This is a genomic window from Streptomyces sp. NPDC041122 (assembly GCF_055592445.1).
This window is the reverse complement of sequence record NZ_JBVIYQ010000002.1, coordinates 778,237-799,717: the sequence shown is the minus strand read 5'-3', so window position 1 is coordinate 799,717 and position 21,481 is coordinate 778,237. Positions and strand designations below refer to the sequence as shown.

22 protein-coding genes and 3 pseudogenes are annotated in these 21,481 nt (G+C 69.7%); 14 read left to right on the top strand and 11 right to left on the bottom strand.

All coding sequences use genetic code 11. From position 1 onward, the window contains the following. Positions 1-365: 365 nt before the first annotated feature. The 4 genes and pseudogenes from ACZ6B8_RS09740 to ACZ6B8_RS09725 all read left to right on the top strand — a co-directional run. Positions 366-485, top strand: a pseudogene (locus ACZ6B8_RS09740) (transcriptional regulator); the annotation flags it as partial. Further along, positions 482-1,597: an ACR3 family arsenite efflux transporter gene (arsB, locus tag ACZ6B8_RS09735; RefSeq protein WP_471606843.1), complete on the top strand. Its 1,116-nt coding sequence runs from the start codon at positions 482-484 to the stop codon at positions 1,595-1,597. The pseudogene ACZ6B8_RS09740 and the gene arsB, both read left to right, overlap by 4 nt. Next, on the top strand, positions 1,590-2,009 hold the full coding sequence (locus tag ACZ6B8_RS09730; protein ID WP_471078247.1) for an arsenate reductase ArsC: 420 nt from the start codon (positions 1,590-1,592) through the stop codon (positions 2,007-2,009). Before arsB ends, ACZ6B8_RS09730 begins: the two co-directional genes overlap by 8 nt. 203 nt (positions 2,010-2,212) lie before the next feature. After that, positions 2,213-2,339, top strand: a pseudogene (locus tag ACZ6B8_RS09725) (YnfA family protein); the annotation flags it as partial. A gap of 11 nt (positions 2,340-2,350) precedes the next feature. Here the strand turns inward: ACZ6B8_RS09725 and ACZ6B8_RS09720 are convergent. The 6 genes from ACZ6B8_RS09720 to ACZ6B8_RS09695 form a co-directional block, all read right to left on the bottom strand. Further along, positions 2,351-3,133, bottom strand: coding sequence for a sulfite exporter TauE/SafE family protein (locus ACZ6B8_RS09720; RefSeq protein ID WP_471606842.1), 783 nt, complete (start codon positions 3,131-3,133; stop codon positions 2,351-2,353). 79 nt (positions 3,134-3,212) lie between these two features. Next, positions 3,213-3,344: a hypothetical protein gene (locus tag ACZ6B8_RS09715; protein WP_471606841.1), complete on the bottom strand. Its 132-nt coding sequence runs from the start codon at positions 3,342-3,344 to the stop codon at positions 3,213-3,215. A gap of 213 nt (positions 3,345-3,557) precedes the next feature. Continuing rightward, complete coding sequence (locus ACZ6B8_RS09710) at positions 3,558-4,232, bottom strand: hypothetical protein (protein WP_471606840.1); 675 nt, start codon at positions 4,230-4,232, stop codon at positions 3,558-3,560. A 164-nt stretch (positions 4,233-4,396) separates the two neighbouring features. Beyond that, positions 4,397-5,383 carry a hypothetical protein gene (locus ACZ6B8_RS09705; protein ID WP_471606839.1) on the bottom strand — a complete coding sequence of 329 codons (987 nt, stop codon included), beginning with the start codon at positions 5,381-5,383 and terminating at the stop codon, positions 4,397-4,399. A gap of 102 nt (positions 5,384-5,485) precedes the next feature. After that, positions 5,486-5,983 carry a DUF4383 domain-containing protein gene (locus tag ACZ6B8_RS09700; RefSeq protein ID WP_471078232.1) on the bottom strand — a complete coding sequence of 166 codons (498 nt, stop codon included), beginning with the start codon at positions 5,981-5,983 and terminating at the stop codon, positions 5,486-5,488. Between the two features lie 588 nt (positions 5,984-6,571). Then, entirely contained in the window at positions 6,572-6,925 is a 354-nt protein-coding gene (locus ACZ6B8_RS09695; RefSeq protein ID WP_471606838.1) for a hypothetical protein, read from the bottom strand. A gap of 363 nt (positions 6,926-7,288) precedes the next feature. Between ACZ6B8_RS09695 and ACZ6B8_RS09690 the strand changes: the two genes are divergently transcribed. The 7 genes from ACZ6B8_RS09690 to ACZ6B8_RS09660 all read left to right on the top strand — a co-directional run bounded on the left by ACZ6B8_RS09690 (position 7,289) and on the right by ACZ6B8_RS09660 (position 12,224). Continuing rightward, on the top strand, positions 7,289-7,441 hold the full coding sequence (locus tag ACZ6B8_RS09690) for a hypothetical protein (protein WP_471606837.1): 153 nt from the start codon (positions 7,289-7,291) through the stop codon (positions 7,439-7,441). Positions 7,442-7,610: 169 nt separating this feature from the next. Beyond that, positions 7,611-8,195: an ECF RNA polymerase sigma factor SigK gene (sigK, locus tag ACZ6B8_RS09685; RefSeq protein ID WP_471606836.1), complete on the top strand. Its 585-nt coding sequence runs from the start codon at positions 7,611-7,613 to the stop codon at positions 8,193-8,195. Continuing rightward, entirely contained in the window at positions 8,192-8,941 is a 750-nt protein-coding gene (locus tag ACZ6B8_RS09680) for an anti-sigma factor (protein ID WP_471606835.1), read from the top strand. The genes sigK and ACZ6B8_RS09680 overlap by 4 nt, the downstream gene beginning before the upstream one ends. Before the next feature lie 224 nt (positions 8,942-9,165). Continuing rightward, positions 9,166-9,744 carry a fasciclin domain-containing protein gene (locus tag ACZ6B8_RS09675; RefSeq protein ID WP_471606834.1) on the top strand — a complete coding sequence of 193 codons (579 nt, stop codon included), beginning with the start codon at positions 9,166-9,168 and terminating at the stop codon, positions 9,742-9,744. Between the two features lie 158 nt (positions 9,745-9,902). Beyond that, positions 9,903-10,349 carry a hypothetical protein gene (locus ACZ6B8_RS09670; protein ID WP_471606833.1) on the top strand — a complete coding sequence of 149 codons (447 nt, stop codon included), beginning with the start codon at positions 9,903-9,905 and terminating at the stop codon, positions 10,347-10,349. Between the two features lie 282 nt (positions 10,350-10,631). Then, complete coding sequence (locus tag ACZ6B8_RS09665) at positions 10,632-11,462, top strand: hypothetical protein (RefSeq protein ID WP_471078209.1); 831 nt, start codon at positions 10,632-10,634, stop codon at positions 11,460-11,462. Between the two features lie 24 nt (positions 11,463-11,486). Then, positions 11,487-12,224 carry a class F sortase gene (locus ACZ6B8_RS09660; RefSeq protein ID WP_471606832.1) on the top strand — a complete coding sequence of 246 codons (738 nt, stop codon included), beginning with the start codon at positions 11,487-11,489 and terminating at the stop codon, positions 12,222-12,224. Between the two features lie 24 nt (positions 12,225-12,248). On the opposite strand, the gene ACZ6B8_RS09655 is transcribed toward ACZ6B8_RS09660, so the two are convergent. Continuing rightward, complete coding sequence (locus ACZ6B8_RS09655) at positions 12,249-13,835, bottom strand: molybdopterin-dependent oxidoreductase (RefSeq protein ID WP_471606831.1); 1,587 nt, start codon at positions 13,833-13,835, stop codon at positions 12,249-12,251. Between the two features lie 690 nt (positions 13,836-14,525). Here ACZ6B8_RS09655 and ACZ6B8_RS09650 point away from each other — a divergent pair. Then, entirely contained in the window at positions 14,526-15,884 is a 1,359-nt protein-coding gene (locus ACZ6B8_RS09650; RefSeq protein WP_471607182.1) for an MFS transporter, read from the top strand. Positions 15,885-16,292: 408 nt separating this feature from the next. Here ACZ6B8_RS09650 and ACZ6B8_RS09645 read toward each other — a convergent pair whose 3' ends face one another. Beyond that, entirely contained in the window at positions 16,293-16,574 is a 282-nt protein-coding gene (locus tag ACZ6B8_RS09645) for a transposase (protein WP_471606830.1), read from the bottom strand. A 208-nt stretch (positions 16,575-16,782) separates the two neighbouring features. Here ACZ6B8_RS09645 and ACZ6B8_RS09640 point away from each other — a divergent pair, with 208 nt between their 5' ends. Next, positions 16,783-17,511: a dienelactone hydrolase family protein gene (locus ACZ6B8_RS09640; protein ID WP_471078197.1), complete on the top strand. Its 729-nt coding sequence runs from the start codon at positions 16,783-16,785 to the stop codon at positions 17,509-17,511. 415 nt (positions 17,512-17,926) lie between these two features. On the opposite strand, the gene ACZ6B8_RS09635 is transcribed toward ACZ6B8_RS09640, so the two are convergent. From ACZ6B8_RS09635 to ACZ6B8_RS09625, 3 genes and pseudogenes are all read right to left on the bottom strand, one after another. Then, on the bottom strand, positions 17,927-19,558 hold the full coding sequence (locus tag ACZ6B8_RS09635) for a M4 family metallopeptidase (protein WP_471606829.1): 1,632 nt from the start codon (positions 19,556-19,558) through the stop codon (positions 17,927-17,929). Between the two features lie 339 nt (positions 19,559-19,897). After that, positions 19,898-20,062, bottom strand: a pseudogene (locus ACZ6B8_RS09630) (alpha/beta hydrolase); the annotation flags it as partial. A gap of 350 nt (positions 20,063-20,412) precedes the next feature. Next, positions 20,413-20,955 (bottom strand): ATP-binding protein, encoded by a 543-nt coding sequence (locus ACZ6B8_RS09625; RefSeq protein WP_471078192.1) that lies wholly within the window; start codon positions 20,953-20,955, stop codon positions 20,413-20,415. A gap of 189 nt (positions 20,956-21,144) precedes the next feature. On the opposite strand from ACZ6B8_RS09625, the gene ACZ6B8_RS09620 reads away from it, so the two are divergent. Beyond that, complete coding sequence (locus ACZ6B8_RS09620; RefSeq protein ID WP_471078189.1) at positions 21,145-21,411, top strand: DUF397 domain-containing protein; 267 nt, start codon at positions 21,145-21,147, stop codon at positions 21,409-21,411. Positions 21,412-21,481 lie beyond the last annotated feature (70 nt).

Genomic DNA, 21,481 nt, shown 5'->3' with positions numbered 1-21,481 from the left:
GCTGACCCAGGCTCTCGACCAGGACGCCTTCGACGCTGGCTCCGCCAGACCCCGAAACGCGAACAGGACCTCCAGCAGTCTCCTGCGTCCCCTGTAGAGGTGGTTGAGCGGCTCGCTCCCGTCGGCTTGCAGGATGTCGAAGGCCGAAGCGCGCAGGTTCGCACAATCCTGAAGCCAGAACGGTTGGAACCCGCACACCGGTCCCACTGTTTGACGGACCGGGTGCGGGTTCCTGGTGCGGGACTGGTCAGCCGCAGCAGGTGGACGCGGGAGCGGTCGTGCTCGCGGCGGTGTTGGCGTGCGTGGCCGGGTTGCCGCACCCCAGCGAGGCGGCGATGGCCTCGGCGGGCAGTTCCTGGTGCTCGGACTCCGAACGCCGGGGCACGTGGGTGTACTACCGGCTGCTCCCGGAGATGACCGACCGTCTCGCGGCCGTCCTGACCCGCCCCGCCGCCCCGGCCGAGCCCGTCGGGACCGCCTCGTGAACGAGACGCCCGCACCGGGTGCCGGGCCGGTCGCGGCGCGCCTGTCCTTCCTGGACCGCTACCTCGCCGTGTGGATCGTGGCCGCGATGGCCGCCGGCCTCGGTCTGGGACGGCTCGTGCCCGGCCTGGGCGACGCGCTCGCGAAGGTCACCGTCACCGGTGTCTCGCTGCCGATCGCGCTCGGCCTGCTTGTGATGATGTACCCGGTCCTGGCCAAAGTCCGCTACGACCGCCTCGGCACCGTCACCCGCGACCGGCGCCTGCTCATCCCGTCCCTGGTCCTGAACTGGATCGTCGGCCCGGCCCTGATGTTCGCGCTCGCCTGGGTCCTCCTGCCGGACCTGCCCGAGTACCGCACCGGCCTGATCATCGTCGGTCTGGCCCGCTGCATCGCGATGGTCATCATCTGGAACGACCTCGCCCGCGGCGACCGCGAAGCCGCCGCCGTCCTGGTCGCCCTCAATTCCGTGTTCCAGGTGATCGCGTTCGCCGGACTCGGCTGGTTCTACCTGAGCGTGCTGCCCGGCTGGCTCGGCCTGGAACAGACCGCGCTGGACGTCTCCGTGTGGGAGATCGCCCGCAGCGTGCTCATCTTCCTCGGCATCCCGCTGCTGGCCGGGTTCCTCACCCGCCGCCTGGGCGAGAAGGCCAAGGACCGCACCTGGTACGAGACCACGCTGATCCCGCGGATCGGGCCGTTCGCCCTGTACGGGCTGCTGTTCACCATCGTGGTGCTCTTCGCCCTCCAGGGCGACGCCATCACCTCCAAGCCCCTCGATGTTGCCCGCGTCGCGCTGCCCCTGCTCGTCTACTTCGCGATCATGTGGGCCGGATCCATGGCCGCGGGCCGCGCGGTCGGCCTCGACCACCCGCGCGCGACCACGCTGGCGTTCACCGCGGCGGGCAACAACTTCGAACTGGCCATCGCGGTCGCCATCGCCACCTTCGGCGCCACCTCCGGCCAGGCCCTCGCCGGAGTCGTCGGCCCCCTCATCGAGGTCCCCGTCCTCATCGGCCTCGTCTACGTCGCCCTCGCTGCCCGCCGCTACTTCCCCCCGCCCCAACCGGCGGCCACCCCGGCCGTCTTCCCGGAAGGCTCTGCCCATGGCTGACCTCCGGCCCAAGCCGTCGGCGCTGTTCGTGTGCGTCCACAACGCCGGCCGCTCGCAGATGGCCGCCGCCTTCCTCACCCACCTCGCCCAAGGCCGCGTTGAAGTCCGCTCCGCCGGGTCGACCCCGGCGGACACGGTGAACCCTGCCGCCGTCGCCGCGATGGCCGAAGTGGGCATCGACCTGTCCGCCCAGACCCCGAAGATCCTCACTGCGGAGGCCGTGCGGGCGTCCGACGTCGTGATCACCATGGGCTGCGGCGACACCTGCCCCGTATTCCCCGGCAAGCGGTACCTCGACTGGAAACTCGACGACCCGGCCGGACAAGGACTTGAAGCCGTCCGCCCGATCCGCGACGAGATCGAGCAGCGCGTCCGCGGCCTGCTCTCCGAACTCCTGACCGAGCACGCCTGACCGCCCCGCCGTTCCAGCCGCTCGTCGCTATTCTCATGTGGTGTGGTGCGAGGCACTTCGTCGACCGCACCGTGGCTGACGCCCTTCCGAGGTGGTGGACGTCTCGGTCAAGTCGCCGAAGGGAAGGGTGTCTTGGAGTCGAAGGGAAGGGCGTCTTGGATGGGACTCAGCATCCGAGGCCCCATCACCCTGCTGCCGGCCTCGTCGCCGGGTCGATCGCGTGGGGCGTGGTCGCCGACGGCTACCGGCCCGAGCGCTTCGACGTCATCGGGCGCGCTGGTCTGCCTCGCCGGGATGGCGGTCACCATGGACACCCCGCGCGGCCACTGAGCCGGCCGGGATCATGCCACGGCCTGGACGGCGTACACCGCGCCGAGGGCACCCGCGAGGACTCCGAGCAGGAGCCGGAGCGCGGTCTCGGGCAGGTGAGGCTGGAGCTGTGCGCCGAGGTAGCCGCCCATCAGGCCTCCGGCGCCGCAGGCCAGACCCAGCCACCAGTCGGGCGCGACGGTCCCGGGACTCGTCAGGGCCAGCGCGGCGTACGTGGCGGCTCCGGCGACGGAGGTGGTGAAGGTGGCGGCGAGGGTGGCCGGTGCGAGGCGGGCCATGGGCATGCCGCGGGCGGCGAGGACGGGGCCGAGGAGGGAACCGCCGCCGATGCCGTAGATTCCGCCGACCACCCCGACCGTCATGGCGAGCACGGCGAGTACACGCGCCGACGGTTCGGCCGCGTCCGGCCGCCGACGGGCGGGGCGCAGGGTGAGCAGGCACAGCCACGCGCCGAGCGGGAGGAGGAAGGCGGCGACCAGGAGGCGGAAGACGTCGGGGCCGGGGAAGGCGAAGACGCGGATGGTGGCGCCGCCGATGACGCCGGGCAGTGTCCAGGCGACCAGGCGCCGGGCCAGTGTGCCGCGCAGAGCCCCGTCGCGGCGGTAGCGCCACAGTGCGCCGGGGCCGGCCACCACGTTGAACAGCAGGTTCGTCGGCGTGACGGCGGGACTGGGGACGCCGAGAAGGCTGAGCTGGACCGGCAGGAGGAAGACCGCGCCGGACACGCCGACCGGCGCGGTCGCCGTCGAGATCAGCAGGCCGGCCGTAAACCCGGCCCAGATCGTCCACTCCACTGTTGCCCCCGCCGCTCCGTGATGGCCCGGTCAGTATCGACGGAGCACCCGGAGGGAGGGCGGGGAGGAAATGAGATGTTCACGAGCAGCAGGTGCAGCCCGGCTTGCGGCCGCATACGTCCGGCTTGGCCATCTCGTGGTCCCGGCACGCGACCGCCGGCTTGCGGGCCAGCGGCAGCGCATCGCGCCACGCCGCGAAGAACTCGCGCATCGCCCTCTGCGAGGGAGGCACCCGCAGGCCGAAGTCACCACGATGACGTGGCCGGTTGAACGGATCGGCCGGAGACTCCCCCGGGGTGGATCTCCGCCGGGGCGGCCGTCCTCCTCGCTCCGCCCTTGGGCGGCACCGTCTACGGCACACCCCGGCCCCGTGTTCCTCGCGGGGCCGGGCGGTGTCGGACGTCGGTCATGTGCGCGGACGGCGTCAACCGTGGTTCATGCCGGTCGAGTCGTGGAGCATGCCGCAACTCGCGGGGGCGGTGGCTTCCTGGGGGAGCTTGGGGTCGAGGTCGCTCTTGCCCTTGCTGAAGTCGTACATCCCGTTGCCGTTGGGGTCGATGCCGTGCTGCACCACGTGCAGGTTGGTGATGTGGGCGGCCACGGCCGGGGAGACGGTGATCGTGCGCGAGTAGGAGACGTTGCCGTTCCTGTCCGCGACCGGCATCCGGTCCACGACGAGGCCGCTCGCCTTGGATGTGTCTCCCTTGGTGGTCAGGGAAATGTTGATGTCTCCGTAGGCGGGCAGGCCCTCGGTGGTGCTGACGATGCCGTCGCCGTTCTTGTCCGCGCCGGCGTCGGGACAATGGAAGTCGTGCCCGGAGGTCGAGCCGTGGATGTGCTGGGCGTGCGGCTGGCCGGGGACCAGGCCCTGGGCGTTGATCGTCACCGTGAGCCGTTGTCCGTGGAGACTGAGGAGTGCGGTGCCGCCGGCACCGGAGTTGTTCAGCTGCCGCAGATCGAACCTGTAGTCCTGGCCGTGCCGTGCCGGGGAACTGCCGTCGTGCCCGTCGTGAGCCAGTACGGGGGCGGCCAGGGCAAAGGTGAAGGCCGCCGGCAGCGCCATGAGTGCGGCGATACGGGCTGAGCGCTTGACTGTCATCGCAATGCGTCCCCTTCCGGGGAGGTAGCGACCGGCCAGAGGTCGGCCTCTTGCGGGGCACTTGCCCCTTTTACCCGTTATTCGTCGCTGCTGCTGTGGCGGATTGGTCGACCGGCGATGACAGAACCCATCCGCCCCCCCCTTCTTCCGGCTGGGCAGGTCGCTCAGGCAGCCGATCGCGGCCTCAGCAACCCGACCGTCCCCAAGGCGGCCACGCGGCCGGAGACCATGATGAGCACGCGGGCTCCTCCCGGCTCTGCCGCCACTTCGAGCAGAGCTCCGCTCGCAGGCACCGGGGCACGCAGTTCCACACCCAGTCCTGCCACCCCCGCGGTGGTCATGCCGGAGGTCAGCATCGTGGCCTGTCGCACGGCTTCCAGCGCCGCCAGGGCGGGTAGTTGGGCCGGGCGGTCGGCGAGCAGGACGGGGTGGCCGGGGTCGCGGGGGACGAGGACCAGGCGCCCCTGCGGCGCTCGCGCCAGCATGACGTCGGTGTCGGCGGCCGCGCCCACCGCGGCAGGTGGAGGGCGCAAGAGAGCGGGTGGGGGCAGCGCGATGACGTCGCCCAGGTCCGCCGGGCAGCCCAACCGCATGGTGCACGATCCGAAGGGCACTCCTTCGTGCTCGAACTCGGCGGTGATGCGGTAGGAGGAGAGTGCACCGGACCGGGTCGCGAGGTCACTGACGCTCACCCGTGCTACCACGTCAGTGGCGCTGTTCTGTTCCCTCGGCTGCGCCCATGGACGCAGGCCGAGGCTGACCGAGACGGGCTGGAGCGGGGCAGGTCGGCCCGCGGACAGGTGGCAGCGTTCCAGTGCGAGGGCGAGCTGACGGGTGGACTCCGCCATGATCAGCGGATGGTGCGCTACGGGGATCGCGCGCTCGTTGAGTGGATGGAGACGGGGCCACTGGCACCGGGCGGTGAAGCCGCGGACGCCCAGGCGGTGCAGGGACAGGACGAGCAGGGACGCCATCGTGTCCAGGCCGAGCGCGCGCCAGGTCGGCGACGTGTCCGCCGGGCCGGGCTCCGGCCCTTGGCGGCCGACGGCCGACGCGACTTGGTGTCCGGTGGCCGACGCGACTTGATGTCCGGTGGCCCTCGCCTGCCCCCTCGCCACACTGTCCACTTGATCCTTCACCACACTGTCCATGAGTGTCTCCTACTCGAAGGTCGAAGGTCGAAGGAGGCGGCCACGTCACCCGTCGTCGGCCCGGCGGCCCGGCGGGAGGAATGAGCGCGTGAGAATGCGGCGTCATTCATGGCGGGAGCGCCAGTAGGGGTTGTCGTGGGGCAGGGTTCCGCTGACTCTGCCGTACATCCCCCCGACCATCAGCAGCAGCCCCACGGCGAAGCTGAACAGCACATTCTGCATGCGGAAGTTGAGGATGTTGTATCGGCCGTCCAGGGTGAAGAGGCCGACGAAGCCCGCGAGGAGGAAGGCGATGCCGAACGTCATGGTCAGGGCGGAAGCGGTGTTGCCTCCACGGACAGCCGCTGCCAGCAGGAGCGCACCCGCCGCGATGGACAGGATGCTCAGGGCTCCGTTGGTGCTGAGTCCGAAGGTGGTGTGGCTGCCGGTGTCGAGGAAGCCGATGCGATGGATGAGCCCGAGGATTCCGAAGGCCGGCAGAAAGAGGCCCATGAGTCCTGCGGTGAACCTGTAGATCTGGCTGAGGCGGTGGTCGACGGGCAGATGCTCGTCGAGCTTCACGTGCCCCAGCAGGTTCGGCCGGGTGTGGATGGTGGCCATGGAAGTGACCTCCTTGCCCCCCGAGGGCTGATGGATGCGCGGGCGGCTGATGGGTACGCGGGGCGACAGGCAGGCGGCTGCCACGCAGAGGTCTGGACGTAAGCGGCGCTGGGGTCACCGGTTCGGCAGAAGAGTCGGACGTGCGCGTCGGCGGTTGGCGCGGACGTCACCTCCGGCACGGCACCCTCGTCTTCTCGTCGTGGCGCGCTTGCCTCCTCCACAAGGGACGCTTACCTCCTCCACAAGGGATTCGTCACTGGAGGGGTTACGGATTGGAGCAGACCGTGGACCAATCCGGAAAGCGTCCGGCGACGAATCACCGGGGCGAAGGCTCGTGAGGGGCCCTCGCGACGAAGACGTGGCGGATGTCGGTGATCTCGGCCGAACGCGAGGCGACACTGCTCCTCGGCCCGGCTCCCGCCGTCCACGTCTTCGGTCGGTGGGTGGGCTGCCGCGCGTACGCCAGTACGCGCGGCAGCTTGACGTCGACCGGAGCGCGCCGCGCTTCGCTCCGGTCCCGCAAGGCGCTCCCATGGATGTCCAGCGAGGGGCGGCGACGGAGTTCCAGCGGCGGCGGAGTTCCAGGCACTACAGCCGGTGATGGTTCTCGCGGCGCAGGATCGTGCGGAGCTGCAGCGCTGCCGTGGAGGGCTGCACGCCGACAAGGTCCGCCGCCTGCCGGTAGGTGTGGCAACCGAAGAGCACCAGCCCCAACAAGGCTCGTTCCTGGTCGCAGGCGAAGGGATGAGCCCGGCGGCGCGACACACCGTCCTTCTGTGCCGCCCCCACCCGATCGTGAGCGCATCGACGCCACACGTCTGCCGCGAGGTGCCGGCGCTCGTCGTCCGCGGTCGCTTCTCCTTCGGCCTCGGTCGCGGATGCCTCGGCAATCGTGGTGGCCACCGCATCGACGGCACTGTCGGCATCCTGGCAAAGGAGCATCGCCAGGGAGTACAGGGCCTGACTGTGGCGGTCGCACAGATCGAATGGTCTGCCCTCCCCCACCTGTGCGTCCCGCGGCTTGTCAGGGCCTGGGTCCGCCTGAGTGGCGCTCGTAGGCGTCTGGGGAGCACTGCGGTACGCCATTGCCTTCACCTGCCTCGACCGTCGGTCAGGGACCGCCGGGGGCCAGGGCGCACTTTCCAGCGTAGACGTCCGCTTGGGCGACGGCTACGCGTGGACCGGGGCGACTCGCGGGTTCCCTGGGTGCCGGCCGCGCCGCATCACCGCAGGAAGGGGAACGGGCCGACCAATCCGGCGGTACCGCGCCCTACGAATTACCTGTGAAGCAAGCAGGTGATGGAGATGACAGACGAAGAGTTCGTCGAACTGATCGCCGAAGCCCGCAGGGAGGCCCGTCGGCAGCACTTCGCTCCGCCTCCTCCTCAGAGCGAGGCAGCGAAAGACGCGTACGCCGCACGTGCCCGGCACGCGGAGTTCGGGGCCTGCGCCCACTGATCCGTGTCCCCGTTCAACGGACCCGCCCCCGTAGCGCAAAAATAAAAGTCTCCCGCCTCCTCTTTTCCGGCTTCACCAATCCGGACGCTCATCGGCGACGAATCACTGGTGCTACCGCGACAAATGCCCGCCCTGAGTACATCCTCCTCAGGGCGGTCACGATGCCCATATGAAGCAAGTGGTGTTCATCGGCGGCAAGCCGGAGGACACACCAGATCTTGCCGCACTGGTGAAACGGGTCGCTGACGGGGACGAGCGGGCCTTCAGCCACCTCTATGAGTCGGTCGCGGGGCCTGTCTTCGCATTGGTGAGGGCTGTGGTGCGTGACGTGGCGCAGTCCGAGGAGGTCACACAGGAAGTGCTGGTGGAGGTTTGGCGTCACGCCGCCGCCTACCGGCCGGAACGGGGAGCAGTGATGAACTGGGTACTCACCATCGCGCATCGGCGGGCGGTGGACCGCGACCGCGCGGTCGTGGCCTCCACCGCCCGTGAAGGACCCGCCGCGCTGCGCGACCGGCTGCCGGAGTTCGACGTGACCGCGGCGGAGGCCGAGGCCCGTCAGGAACGCGAAGACGTCCTGCGCTGCCGGGAAACGCTCACCGAAATCCAGCGCGAATCGATCATCCTTGCCTACTACCAGGGCCTGACGTACCGCGAAGTGGCCGAGCGCCTGTCCGCGTCACTGGGCACCGTCAAGACCTGTATACGCCACGGCCTGATCCGGCTCCGCGACTGCCTGGGGGTGACGACATGAGCACGGTCGAACCCCACACCCTGGCCGGAGCCTACGCACTCGACGCCCTGGAACCCGATGAGCGGGCGACGTTCGAGGAGCATCTGGCCCTGTGCCCGGAGTGCCGCCAGGAGGTGGCGGAGTTCGCGGCCACGGCCGGCCGGCTGGCCCACGCGGTCAGCGCCACACCGCCTCCCGCGCTCAGACAGTCGGTCCTCGGCAAGATCCCCACCGTCCGCCAGAAGCCACCGCGCACCGGACGTCGGGCACGAGCAGTGGTCCGGTCCAGGAGGATGCCGTGGCTGCGCCGGTTCATGCTGGCTGCCTGTGTGGTGGCCGCCGCCTTGGGCGGAGTGGCGACCTGGCAGCATCAGGAAGTCCAGCAGGCCCGCGAGCAGGCGAGCCGGGCACGGACCAGCGTCGATCAGGCGGCATCCGTGCTCGCCGCCGGTGACGCGCAGACGCATGCCGCGTCCTTGCCCGGCGGCGCCCGTGGCGCCGTGGTCACCTCGGCGAGCCGGAATCGCGCGGTCTTCACGGCCTCCGGCCTCGACGCGCCTCCCAAGGGCAAGGTCTACGCACTCTGGTTCAACGACCGCGGCACCGTGCGTCCCGCAGGGCTCCTCGACCGCGACCGGAGCAATCAGATGACCCTCATGAAGGGCACGCTCGGCCGGGCCACCGGTATCGGCATCACTCTCGAACCGTCGGGCGGCTCCACATCACCGACCCTGCCGCCTGTCGGTCTGATCGACTTCCCCGCATGAGCACCGGGCCGCACCCCGATGCCAGACGGTCAATACGTGATAATTCAAGACAAATTTTCACCGCGCACGCCAATCCGCTGGCCGGGCCGCCTCGAATTACCAGTGTGATAGAGGCGATCCGGTCGCCGTGACTCTCTTCGGGGACGAGTCATCGTCTGGGTTCTCTCGCCCCTCAACCCACGAGCTCCTCCGGGGGCTCGCCCCGTCCCGAGGAGGAACTGATCATGACCACCCGGAACATGATCCGCACTGCCGCTGTCTCCGCCGCGGCGATCGCCCTGCCCGTATCCCTCGGGCTCCTCGCCCCAGCCGCTCACGCGGACGACGCCAAGCCCTTCGGACCGGCATGCTCGTCGGTTCCCAAAGAGGGCGCGGGCAGCCTGAAGGGCATGGCAAAGGACCCGGTAGCCACGGCGGCGTCCCACAACCCGGCGCTGTCGACGCTGGTGACCGCCGTCAAGAAGGCCGGCCTGGTCGACACGCTCAACAACGCGAAGGACATCACGGTCTTCGCTCCCTCCAACGACGCCTTCAAGAAGATCCCGAAGGCCGACCTGGACAAGGTCCTCGCCGACAAGGCACAGCTCACCAAGATCCTCACGTACCACGTGGTCGGTGAGAAGGCCGCCCCGAGCCAGCTCTCGATGGGTTCGTTCAAGACCCTTGAGGGCAGCAAGCTCACCACCAAGGGATCGGGTGAGAACTACAAGGTCAACGACATGGCCAAGGTCGTCTGCGGCAACGTCCAGACGGCCAACGCGACGGTGTACATCATCGACAGCGTCCTCATGCCGCCCAAGTAGGCCCCCTCGGGGATCGTTTCGGGCTGTGGTGTCGTTCATGAGGCCACAGCCCGCACCGCGTCGCACCGATTTCTGCGTTCTCGCCCTGCGCCGCGCCGAACAGGCGCACGCCTCAACCGATCTGGAGCCTTGCCTGGGTTCGTGCCACAGTGCCGGCCATGGATTGGACCGCGCCGGTCAGTACGGCCCTGGGTGGACTCATCAGCGTGATCTCGGTGTTGGTGGCGCAGCGAGCGCAGTGGGGGAAGGAGGCCAAGCAGCAGCAGCGGGAAGAACTGCGGGCTTCGTGCATCCAGTTCTTGTCGGCGGTGACACAGGCCAGGGAGCAGATACACCGCTGCGGCCGGGACAGGGGCGACGATGAGAAGGCACGACGAGCTCAGGACGCGCTGACCGACCACGAGGTGTTTCCGGCACGCATACAGCTGCACCTGGTGGCACCGCCGCACCTGGCGGAAATGTCCCGTGAGCTCGTGCATCTGCTGATCGGCTACCGGGACGCCGTGACCGGCGGAGAGCCACACCAAGAGGCTGAACTCGCCTTCACCAACCATCGCAACGCGGTAACGCAGGCGATGCAGAAGGTCTTGTACGAGGCCGGATAGGCGGTCTCGGAAGCAGGTGAGGGCGGCCGCTCGCGCGGTGTGCCGGTCCGCAGCCGCGACGCGGCCGGGTCGACACACACGGCTGTCCAGTCGACGGCATCGCATCGCTGCTGAACGGGTGCGAGAAGGCGGCCCCAGACTCGCTGTCCGTGGAGAGGGGACGGCTGTCGAATGTCAGACGTGACCAATCCGTACGCGCCCCTGCTCCGAATGACGGTTACAAGTGACCGAACTTGACCTCATGGAGCAGGAGTTGAGGTCACCGGAAGGGGATGCTGGATCGTGACAGCTCAGCGCACCGCCCGAATGACAGCGTTGTTGGCCGTGCCCGCGGCGCTCTCCCTGGCCGCGGCGACACCCGCGCTCGCCCACGACGGACACCACTCCGGAGCCTCGACAGCCGGCTCTGCCGATCAGACGTACCAGATCAACCTCGAAGCGCTGAACAACTCCGGCTCACAGGGCACCGCTCTGCTCAGCCTGGACGGCACACGACTGACCGTGAAGCTCGAGGCCAAGGGGCTGGTGCCCGGTCAGCCGCACGCTCAGCACATCCACGGCTCGACGGACGGGCACGACTTCCACTGCCCGGACGCGAGCGCGGACAAGAACGGCGACGGCATCGTCACGACCGCCGAAGGGATCCCGTCGTACGGGGACATCAACATTTCCCTGACGACCAGGGGAGACACGTCGAAGAAGAGCGGTCTGGCCGTGGACCGCATGCCGGCCGCGAAGAAGGACGGCACCCTTTCCTACTCGCGCACGATCACGGTCTCTCCCGACGTGGCCGAGCACATCAAGGATCTGCACGTGGTCCAGCACGGCATCGACCCGAACGACAACGGCACGTACGACTTCGGCAAGGGCAAGAGCGAGCTCGATCCCAAGCTCCCCCAGGAAGCCACCGCCCCCGCCGACTGCGGGATGGTCAAGGGGGCGGCCGTGGGCTCCATGCCCGTCGGCGGCGTCGAGACCGGTACGGGCAGTACGCAGGGCTTGGAGTCGCCGGGCCTGATAGCGGGTGGCACGGCCGCTCTGCTGGCTGCCGGCGGTCTCTTCGCCGTGCGTCGCACCGCGGCTGGCCGCCGGCGGGTGCGCGAGAACGGCTGACCCGAAGGCACTCGGGGCGGGCTCATGACACGGCGTGCGAAGGCGGGGCGGTCCATGGACGACGCGGGGCGGTTCAGGCATGGTGACGCGGCGCAGCGTGTGCGACGGCGGCGCGTCAGCACGGCCATCGCCGTGTTCGTCCTGGTCCTCGTAGGTGGTCTCCTGCTGGCGGTCGGCTGCAGCCGGCAGGAGCCCGCCCCTCCCGGGCGAGCGGAGGCAGGCGGTGGCCCGGCGACAGCATCGAGCCGGGCCACCGCGCCCCCGCCGAAGGGCGATTCGGGACCGGGCGAGACGCGACGGCCCCTGGCACCCTCCGATCCCGTGCGGGTGTCGATCCCCTCCCTCAAGGTCTCCTCGACGCTCGAGAGGCTCGGCCTGGACGCGCAGAAGGCGATGGAGACGCCCCGCGATCCCGCGAAGGCGGGCTGGTACGCGCCAGGACCCGCACCCGGCGCGAGGGGCCCCGCCGTCATCGCGGGCCATGTGACATGGAACGGCACCCCCTCGGTCTTCTTCAAGCTCGCCGAGCTGAAAGCGGGGGACACCATCGGTGTCCGACGCGCGGACGGGGTGACCGCGGAGTTCACCGTCGACCGTGTCGCGCAGTACCCCAAGGACCGGTTCCCCACGGTCGACGTCTACCGCAACCTCGACCACGCCGGCCTTCGGCTCATCACCTGCGGAGGCGACTACTCCCGGGCGGGACGACGCTACGCCGACAACATCGTCGTCTACGCGACCCTCACCGGGACCCTTTCCTGACCCGGCTTCAGCAGCCGACTTGCGTCAGTCGACGGTGACGACGACGGACGGCCAGCCGCTGGCTCCGTCAGGGACCGTACCGGTGCGCTTCTCGGTCTGCACCTGCCCGCCGCGTTCGGTGGCACGGACCGTCAGGGTGTGGCTTCCGGAGGTCGCCTTCCAGGCATAGGACCACTGCCGCCAGGTGTCGATGTTCGCTTCGTCGGCGAGCTCGGCGTTTTCCCACGGCCCCTCGTCGATACGCACCTGGACCCGGTCGATGCCGCGGTGCTGGGCCCAGGCCACCCCGGCGACCATCACCCTGCCGGCCTTCAGCCGGGCCAGCGGTGTGGGGGTGTCGATGCGGCTCTGCGTCTTGATCGGCGCCTTCTGGGCCCAGTCCCGCTTGACCCAGTACGAGTCGTAGTCATCGAACGTCGTGAGCTCGATGTCCTGGATCCACTTGCACGCCGAGACGTACCCGTAGAGGCCCGGAACGAGCATCCGGACCGGAAAGCCGTGGGTGAACGGCAAGGGTTCCCCGTTCATTCCCACGGCCAGCATCGCGTCCCGGCCGTCCATGACCGCCTCGACCGGGGTGCCCAGCGTCATGCCGTCCACGGAACGTGCCACGATCTGGTCCGCGGGGCCACCCTTGGACGGAGGGCGTACGCCGGCTTCGGCGAGGATGTCGGACAGGCGCGCGCCGAGCCACCGCGCGTTGCCGACGTAGGGGCCGCCGACCTCGTTGGAGACGCACGTCAGCGTGATGTCACGCTCGATCAGTTCACGTTGCAGCAGATCGTCGAACGTCAGGTCGATGGGGCGGGCGACGCCCTTTCCGTGGATGCGCAGACGCCAGGTGTTCGCGTTGACCTTCGGCACGACCAAGGCGGTGTCGACACGGTAGAACGCCTTGTTCGACGTCGTGAACGAGCTGATGCCCGGAACTCTCAGCTGCGTTCCGGCCGGTAGCGCCGTAGCGGGTGATGCGGGAGCAGGCAGGCGCACCGCTGTGCGGGATGCGACCGCCGCCTCCGAAGCGTTGCCGTTGAGGTAGCGGCCCAGCGCACCCACGCCGAGCGACACGGCACCGGCCGCGGCTGCGGTGATGACGAAACCTCGGCGGTCCCACCCGGCCCTCTCGTCCGGTCCCGCTGCCGCGCGGGCGGGCCGCGCGGAAGCGGTCAACCGCCCGATGAGGAAGTAGAGCAGGGCCGCGCCCACGACCGCACCGGCCACCGAAGGCAGAGCGTCGGCGAATCCTGACGAGTCCGGCCGCGTCACGGCGGCGACCCCGCCGATCACCCCGAACAGCAGTACCCCCGCGGCGCCGACCCGCCGAAACCGCAGCGCCACGATGCCCAGCACCAGGGCCAACAACGCCAAGGTGCCGAGGATCCCCAGCTGCAGCACCAGCTTGTCGTCCTCGCCGAAGTGGCGGATCGCCCAGTCCTTGACCGGGGTGGGCGTGCGGTCGATGGCCGCGCCACCGACGGCGGTGATCGGCCCGGCCTCGGGACGAACCGCAGCCGAAACCAGCTCCGCCACGGCCAGCGCCGCGAACCCCGCCAGCAGACCGCTCAACGCGCTCAGCGGCAATCGCACCCACAACTTCGGAGATGTCGTCACCTCTCGATTCGACCCCAGGCCGTGCGGCCTCCCCGCTGGCGACGTCCTGACGCGCCGTCATCCCCACTCGCATGCACCACCGCGTACCGCCCGTGCGACGGGTGCACCTCCACGCCCTCGGTCAGGTGGGTGCCGACGCACACCGGTCAGGGCTTGGAAGCCGCAGCCTTCTCGGCTGGGCACGGCGCGAGCTTCGCTTGTCGGAGCGTGCGGAGCCCGTACCCAGGCGCCGGGTAAATCCGTTTGCGTCCCCGGCTGGCTGACCTACTCTGTCGGAGGTCATGTGCGGCGAAACCCCTGCCGCACCAGTCGGCGCGTTCGGCGTCGACGCGTATCGCGTGCCCGGCCGGGAGGAGGTGGGAAACATGGACTGGAACTGGACAACGAGTGTTGCGGCCATAGTTGCCCCCGGCCGTGTGCCCCCGATCGGCGCGCGGTAGGACTCTCTCCCCCCTTAGCGACACCTCATGGTGGTGTGCGCTGCTCTCGCGATCCCTTGTATCGCGTCCCGGGGTGTAGGACCGCGCGTCTGCTCCTCCACCTCCGACACAGAATGTGATCGCCTTGACCAAGCAGTCCTCCCCCGGGGACACCGCGCCCACGCCGGTCCCCCACACCACCGCGAACGCGGCCGAGCTGCCCGATCCGAAGCGGTGGTGGGCTCTCGCCGTCATCGCAGGCGCCCAGCTCATGGTGATTCTCGACGGCACGATCGTGAACATCGCCCTGCCCTCCGTCCAGAGCGGACTGGGCATGTCGGATGCGAACCGGCAATGGGTGATCACCGCATACTCCCTGGCCTTCGGCGGCCTGCTCCTCCTCGGCGGCCGGATCGCCGACCTGGTCGGCCGCAAACGCACCTTCATGATCGGCCTGGTCGGATTCGCCGCCGCCTCCGCGCTCGGCGGCGCGGCCGACGGCCCCGGGACGCTGTTCGCGGCGCGGGCCCTGCAAGGCGCCTGCGCCGCCGTCCTGGCCCCCTCCGCACTGTCACTGCTGACGACGACGTTCACCGACCCCGCCGAGCGCGGCAGAGCGTTCGGGATCTACGGCGCGCTCGCCGGGGGCGGCAGCGCCATCGGGCTGCTGGTGGGCGGCCTGCTCACCGAGTACGCGACCTGGCGCTGGTGCCTGTACGTCAACGTCCCCATCGCGCTGGCCGCCCTCGGCGGCGCGCCGGCCCTCCTCAAGGACAGCCCCGGCCGGCGCGGGGTGCGCCTCGACGTCCCCGGCGCGCTGCTCGCCTCCGGCGGGCTCGTGGCGATCGTGTACGGCTCCAGCGACGCCGAATCCGCCGGCTGGGCGGACCCGTTGGTCCTGACCCTGTTCGCGGCCGGTGTGGTCCTGCTCGCCCTCTTCGTGTGGTGGCAGTCCCACGCCAAGCATCCGATGCTGCCGCTGCACATCGTCAGGGTCAGAACCCGTGCGGCGGCGCTGGCGACGATGGGCCTGGCCACCGTCGCCATGTTCGGCGCCTTCCTGTTCCTGACCTACTACCTCCAGGCCGTCCTCGACTACTCACCCCTACGGACCGGACTGGCGTTCCTGCCGATGTCCGCCACGATCGTCATCGGCGCGACACAGATCGCCGCCCGACTCCTGCCCCACACCGCTCCCCGCACCCTGATGGCCCCCGGCATGCTCCTCGCGGCCGTCGGCATGCTGCTCCTGACCCGCCTGAGTACGAACTCCGCCTACACCACCGGGGTGCTGCCCGCGCTGGTGCTGCTCGGCCTGGGCATGGGACTGACGTTCATGCCGGTCTACGCGACGGCGACCGCCGGGGTCGCACCGAAGGACGCCGGAGTGACGTCCGCGACCGTCTCCACCTTCCAGCAGATCGGCGGCTCCCTGGGCACCGTCCTGTTGAACACGATCGCGTCGTCCGCCGCCACCCGCCACACCGACGCCCACCCGTCCCGAGGCCGGGGCCTGGGGGCGGGAGAGGGTATGGTGCACGGCTTCACCGTCGCGGCCTGGTGGTCGGCGGGCGTCCTGCTCGTTGCAGCGCTGGTCGCGGCCATGGCCAAGACGCCGGAGAAACCCTGACGAAGTGATCCCCGAGGCCGTTGGACCACTCCGGCCCGGATGGTGCTCCTGGGCATCCCGTTCGCGCTCCACACCGGGATCGCCCGGGAGCACCTGCCGCAGGGGGCGACGGATCTCCCGCTCCCGCGTTGAAGGGCGAGCCAGGACCGGACGAGGTCCCGTCGCCCGGGGCGGGACGGGCAGCAAACATCACCTGATGCGCCCGACGCCCTATCGGCGGCTTTCCGGTGGGGAGTCGAGGTGAGCAGGTCTGTCCCACCCCGAGCGCGGGGTGGGGAAGTTCAAGGCTGTGGCCCACATTTCGTGACGGTCACGTAGGAGTGTCGGTGTTCGAGTCATGCGCAGCAGATCTTGTGGGCGAGACCGCCTACAGCTGCGGGCGGCTCGACGGCTGGAGGGCATGTTCCGTCATGGCGGCTGGGCGAGTACGAGGGTCCGCAGCAGCGAGAAGGATGCTCGTCCGTATGACCTGCGCCTGATCAGCTTGATTCGTGTGACCTGCCGTTCAACTACCCTGGAACTCCAGGGGAGGCTGAGTCCGTTGGCTACCGCGTCCCAGTCGGGTTGGAGGAATACGGCGAAGGACTGGATCGGCTTCGGTCCGTCGGCCAGGGCCCGGGTCATCCACTGCGCCAGTTCGGTGCCCCGCCGATCACGTGCTATGGCGTTGAAGGCAACCCAGTGAGGCACCCAGGATCAGGACAGGAGCGTCCCCTGTCCCGTCAAAACGGCTATTGCAGGGTGTTCGAGGGTGTCTCACGCCCCAGTCCCCCTTACGTCTCACGAGCTCTCATAGAGGCGGGGGGAAGGACGCGGCCTGGCGCCGCGCGCCAGCGCCGCTCTGCCGACGGCAGAACACCGGCCGGACCGGGCTCGACGATCATTACAGTCCGGTCGCATGGCGACGATGACAACGCGTACGGTCGAGTACCCGGCCGACGGTCTGACGATGACCGGGCACCTCGCGCTCCCGGCCGGTGCCGGCCGCCGGCCCGCGGTGCTGCTCGGACCGGAGGGCATGGGGCTCGGCGACGTCGAGCGCCGCCGGGCCGATGCTCTCGCCGAGCTGGGATATGTGGCGCTGGCCTTCGACCTGCACGGCGGGCGCTATCTGGGTGAGCCCGAGGAGATGCTGGCCCGTTGCCTGCCACTGCTCGCCGACCCCGACCGGATGCGAGGCATCGGCCACGCGGCGCTCGACGTGCTGCGCACCGAGCCCCGGACCGACCCCGACCGGATCGCCGCCGTCGGCTACGGCACCGGGGGCGCCATCGCGCTGGAACTCGGGCGCGACGGGGTCAGCCTGCGCGCGATCGGGACAGTCAACGCGACCACCACGGGCCGACCGGGCGAGGCGGCGCGCATTCGCTGCCCGGTGTGGGCCGGGGTCGGATCGGAAGACCCGATCATGTCGCCCGCGCAACGGAACGCGTTCACCGCCGAGATGCAGGCCGCGGGCGTCGACTGGCGCCTCACGGTCTACGGCGGCGCCCTGCACGCCTTCCACCACCCGCCGGTCGACCACCCCACGGTGCCCGGCGTCGGCTACCACCCACGACACGCGCGACGAGCCTGGCGCGACGTCGTCGACCTGCTCGCCGAGTGCCTGCCCGTGACGGAGGAGTGAGGCTCGGACGGGTCGCCGGGGAACGGCAGGGGTTGGGTAACTCCCCGGAGAAGTGACACGTCGGCAGGTCCCAACAGCGACTGCTGGCTACTGCCCCCTTCTGCGACGAAGGAAGTCCCGGAAACCCTCCGACTGCATCCAACCGGCGAGAACCACCACAGCGACGGCCACCACTACGAGAATTACCTGCACCGGAGTACTCACTTCTGCCTCCCGTCCCTGGCCATGGAGTTCACCGTGCACCCGGGCCCGCGGTTGACGCCCGTGTCCGCACCGTACCGCCCACCCGCTCACCGAGGACGCCCCGAGGTGATGTGCGAGGGGCCGCACGAGGAGCCGCTCGCGCTGGACCGCGACAGGGGCGGCGCCCGTTGCGGACGCCGCCCCTCACCTGCCTTGCGTGACTGACTGCGAGTTACTTGACGTTGACGCCGGTCCAGGCGGCGGCCACGCGCTTGTACTCGGTGGAGTTCGCGCCGTACAGGTCCTTCGCGGCGCTCAGCGTGCCCTTGCGGGCCGCCTTGTAGTTCGTGGTCGAGGTGAAGTACGTCGACAGGGCCTTGTACCAGATCTTCTCGGCCTTGGCGCGTCCGATGCCCAGCACCTTGGAACCGTCGGCGGTGGGCGAGTTGTAGTCGACGCCGTTGATCCGCTTCTTGCCGCTGCCCTCGGACAGCAGGTAGAAGAAGTGGTTGGCGATGCCCGAGGAGTAGTGGACGTCCACGTTGCCGGCGTTCGCGCTCCACTTGTCCAGGGAGCCGCCGTCCTTGGAGGGCTTGTCCATGTAACGCAGCGGGCTGCCGTCGCCGTTGATGTCGATCTTCTCGCCGATGAGGTAGTCGCCGACGTCCTTGGGGTTCTTGGCCTTGAACTCCACGGCGGTCGCGAAGATGTCCGAGGTGGCCTCGTTCAGGCCGCCGGACTCACCGGAGTACTCCATGTTGCCGGTGGCCGAGGTGACGCCGTGCGTCATCTCGTGGGCGGCGACGTCGATGGAGGTGAGGGGCTTCTTGTTGCCCTCGCCGTCGCCGTACGTCATGCAGAAGCAGCTGTCGTCCCAGAAGGCGTTGACGTAGTTGTTGCTGAAGTGGACGCGCGAGGTCGCGCCCTTGCCGTCGCCGTTGATGCCCTTGCGGCCGTGGACGGACTTGTAGTAGTCCCAGGTGAGCTGGGCGCCGTAGGCGGCGTCGACGGCGGCGGTCTGCGTACTGGTGGGCTTGCCGTTGCCCCAGACGTCGTTGGCGTCCTTGAACAGCTTGCCGGTGCCGCTCTCCGCGTGCTTCAGGTCGTAGGTGCGGTGGCTGCCCCGGGCCGTGTCGGTCAGCTCGTAGCCGCTCGTCACCTTCTTGGAGCCGACCGTGACCTTGCCGCTGTACTGGCTGTTGCCCGTGCCGTTCTCAATGGCCTGGTACTGGTACAGCTTCTTGCCGGTGGCGGCGTCGGTGATGACGTGGAGCCTGCTGGGCGTGCCGTCCTTCTGCACCCCGGTGACGACCGTCTCGTAGGCGAGGACCGGCTTGCCCTCGGCCGCCCAGATCACCTTGCGCGGCGACTGCGCGTCGGCCTTGGCGGTCTTCGCCTTCGCGGCCGTCGACTCGGCCGACTTGGCGACGGAGGACGTGCCGAGCTTCGCGTCGGTGGAGGCGACCTTCACCGCGGCCTCGGTCGCCTTGGTGACGCCCTTCAGTTCACCGCTCTTGGCGGTGTGCACGACGAGGTCGCCGCCGAGGACGGGCAGACCGTCGTAGGTGCGCTCGTAGCGGGTGTGGGTGGTGCCGTCGGCGTCCTTGACGACGTCACGGACGACGAGCTTCTCCTTGGCGCCGAGGCCGATCTTCTCGGCGGTCTCCGCTCTCTCGGCGCTCGCGTCCCGAAGCAGGTCCGCGCGGGCCGACGTCGAGAGGGCGACGGGAGCGCCGGACGGCCCGTTGCCCTCGTCCGGCTGGGCGGAGGCGCCAGTGGTCAGTCCGGCGGTGAGCAGCGCTCCGGCCGCGACGGCGGTGGCGATCGCGAGCGTCGAACGCTTGCTGAATATGTCAGAGGTCACGCGGGCTCCATCTGTGGGGGTCCGGGAGGCCTGGGTGGTCGCCCGGAGCAGAGAAAGACGCGATGCGGGCGTGCAGCGTGGTGCTGTACGTGCAGCGTGTTGCGGGGAAGAGTGCCATTCCAACCAGGTACATGTCAGCATTTTGGTTAAATGTTGGCCGGATAAAGTCCGTTGAACGATGGTCGACATACGCAATGCGAACAGATCGTGAACGGGGGCGGCTTCGCCAACGCGCCTGCCACGCGGACGAGTTGATCGACTGCGGCGACGCCGCGACTCGGCGGGGGCGGGCACGGTCCGCCGCCCCCTCGGGCCGGAAGGCGGGGCCGCGGCCTACGGGGCCAGCGCCCCGCGCTGGTACGACTCCGGCACGAAGGCCCGCGCGCCGTGCAGCGGGAGGTCCACGGCGACGACGCGGTGCCCGAGCAGGGTCAACTCCTGGGCGATCGGCATCCAGTACGCCCCCGCGCTGTGCGTGCCGTGCACGAGTACGTACGTACACACGCCGCGCGGGGAGCCGGGCCGGGGCGGCGCGGAAGCCGCTGCCGGGGCGGCGACGACCGTGCCCGCCGCCGCCGTGCCGAGTCCCAGGAGGACGCCTCTGCGGGTCTCCGTGCCCCTGCCCGACGCCGGGCCGTCGCGCCGGACGCGGTCTTCGCCGCACTCTTCGGTCGCTGTCATGACCAGCACGGTAGAGACGCCGGTTCGCCGCGCGGAATGGGGCCGGACACCCGGTCGACGGTGTGCCCAGTACCCCTACGGGAAGGGGGTGCCGAACCCCGTCGGAGGGCCCTGCACGGGGTACGGCACCCCCGCCCGCACGCGAAACTCTGCTGCCCCGCCCGGTGCGCTTCCTACACCGGGTGCGCGGTGACGGTGCGCGGGTCGCCGCTGCCGGTGAAGATCTCCACCATCATCAGCAGCTGCTCGACGATCGGCTCGGGCACCGCCGCCGCGGCGCCGGCGCCGGAGAAGTAGCACCAGACCGCCTTGCCGTACAGGCCCGGCGCCGTCCAGCCCCACACGTCACCGGCCGCCTCCACGATGCGCAGCCCGACTCCCCTGGCGGACAGGCGCGGTGTCGCCGTGCCGGGGTCGAAGACGGCGCAGGCGAGGTCGCGGCCGTCGCGGATCAGGCTCACCATGCCGACGCTCGGGGAGGGTTCCGCGCATATCTGCTGCTGGCCGTGGGTGAGGGCGTTGCCGACCAGTTCGTCGACGGTCGCGCGGACGCGCGGGAGCTGGTCCAGCAGCTCCCACTTCTCCAGCGTCGACGTGACGAAGTCCAGTGAGCCTTCACGGGACTTGATGTCGTCCACCAGTAAGCAGCAGGCGGAGTAGGCCAGAACGTCGTACTCAAGAGCCGGCGCGCCGGCCCAACCCACGGTTTCCGTCATCTGAACTCCCACACCTGTGCCGGAACTTGGAGGAATGGGCCCCCACGCCCCATGGTGATGTGGCGCACTTACATCTGCAAGCACATCCGCAAGTACAATCGTAAGTACGCCTGCACGTGCAGATGTACTTGCATCCGGAACGGCCTCCCCCCGCCAGGTGCGGGCTCGGGGCGAGGTCAGGGAGCCCTCATGCCACCTGAGAATGACCACGACACGGAATATGACAACGGCATTCCTGCTGTGAACATTCTCGGAGCCGGCTGGCGGAAAAGCGGCCGCAGCAATCCCAACGGCGAATGCGTGGAACTCGCCGAACTGGGCGGCGAACAGGTCGCGGTGCGCAACTCCCGCTTCCCCGCGGGGCCGGCGCTCATCTACACCCGGGCGGAAATCGCGGCATTCATCCAGGGCGCCAAGGACGGCGATTTCGACGACCTGCAGCCGCCCGCGAGCTGATCGGATCGCTGTACAGGCGGACCGGGCCGATGCCACACTGACGCGACGAACGGGCGGTTGACCAGGATAG

Bases quoted from the DNA above. Each gene is read 5' to 3' on its own strand.
- ACZ6B8_RS09625 (WP_471078192.1), bottom strand. From the start codon at position 20,955: ATGACGGAAACCGTGGGTTGGGCCGGCGCGCCGGCTCTTGAGTACGAC.
- ACZ6B8_RS09710 (WP_471606840.1), bottom strand. From the start codon at position 4,232: ATGACAGTCAAGCGCTCAGCCCGTATCGCCGCACTCATGGCGCTGCCG.
- ACZ6B8_RS09675 (WP_471606834.1), top strand. From the start codon at position 9,166: ATGACCACCCGGAACATGATCCGCACTGCCGCTGTCTCCGCCGCGGCG.
- ACZ6B8_RS09670 (WP_471606833.1), top strand. From the start codon at position 9,903: ATGGATTGGACCGCGCCGGTCAGTACGGCCCTGGGTGGACTCATCAGC.
- ACZ6B8_RS09705 (WP_471606839.1), bottom strand. From the start codon at position 5,383: ATGGACAGTGTGGTGAAGGATCAAGTGGACAGTGTGGCGAGGGGGCAG.
- ACZ6B8_RS09680 (WP_471606835.1), top strand. From the start codon at position 8,192: ATGAGCACGGTCGAACCCCACACCCTGGCCGGAGCCTACGCACTCGAC.
- ACZ6B8_RS09660 (WP_471606832.1), top strand. From the start codon at position 11,487: ATGACACGGCGTGCGAAGGCGGGGCGGTCCATGGACGACGCGGGGCGG.
- ACZ6B8_RS09640 (WP_471078197.1), top strand. From the start codon at position 16,783: ATGGCGACGATGACAACGCGTACGGTCGAGTACCCGGCCGACGGTCTG.
- ACZ6B8_RS09695 (WP_471606838.1), bottom strand. From the start codon at position 6,925: ATGCTCCTTTGCCAGGATGCCGACAGTGCCGTCGATGCGGTGGCCACC.
- ACZ6B8_RS09715 (WP_471606841.1), bottom strand. From the start codon at position 3,344: ATGCGCGAGTTCTTCGCGGCGTGGCGCGATGCGCTGCCGCTGGCCCGC.
- ACZ6B8_RS09650 (WP_471607182.1), top strand. From the start codon at position 14,526: ATGGTGATTCTCGACGGCACGATCGTGAACATCGCCCTGCCCTCCGTC.
- ACZ6B8_RS09700 (WP_471078232.1), bottom strand. From the start codon at position 5,983: ATGGCCACCATCCACACCCGGCCGAACCTGCTGGGGCACGTGAAGCTC.
- ACZ6B8_RS09730 (WP_471078247.1), top strand. From the start codon at position 1,590: ATGGCTGACCTCCGGCCCAAGCCGTCGGCGCTGTTCGTGTGCGTCCAC.
- ACZ6B8_RS09620 (WP_471078189.1), top strand. From the start codon at position 21,145: ATGCCACCTGAGAATGACCACGACACGGAATATGACAACGGCATTCCT.
- ACZ6B8_RS09690 (WP_471606837.1), top strand. From the start codon at position 7,289: ATGACAGACGAAGAGTTCGTCGAACTGATCGCCGAAGCCCGCAGGGAG.
- sigK (WP_471606836.1), top strand. From the start codon at position 7,611: ATGAAGCAAGTGGTGTTCATCGGCGGCAAGCCGGAGGACACACCAGAT.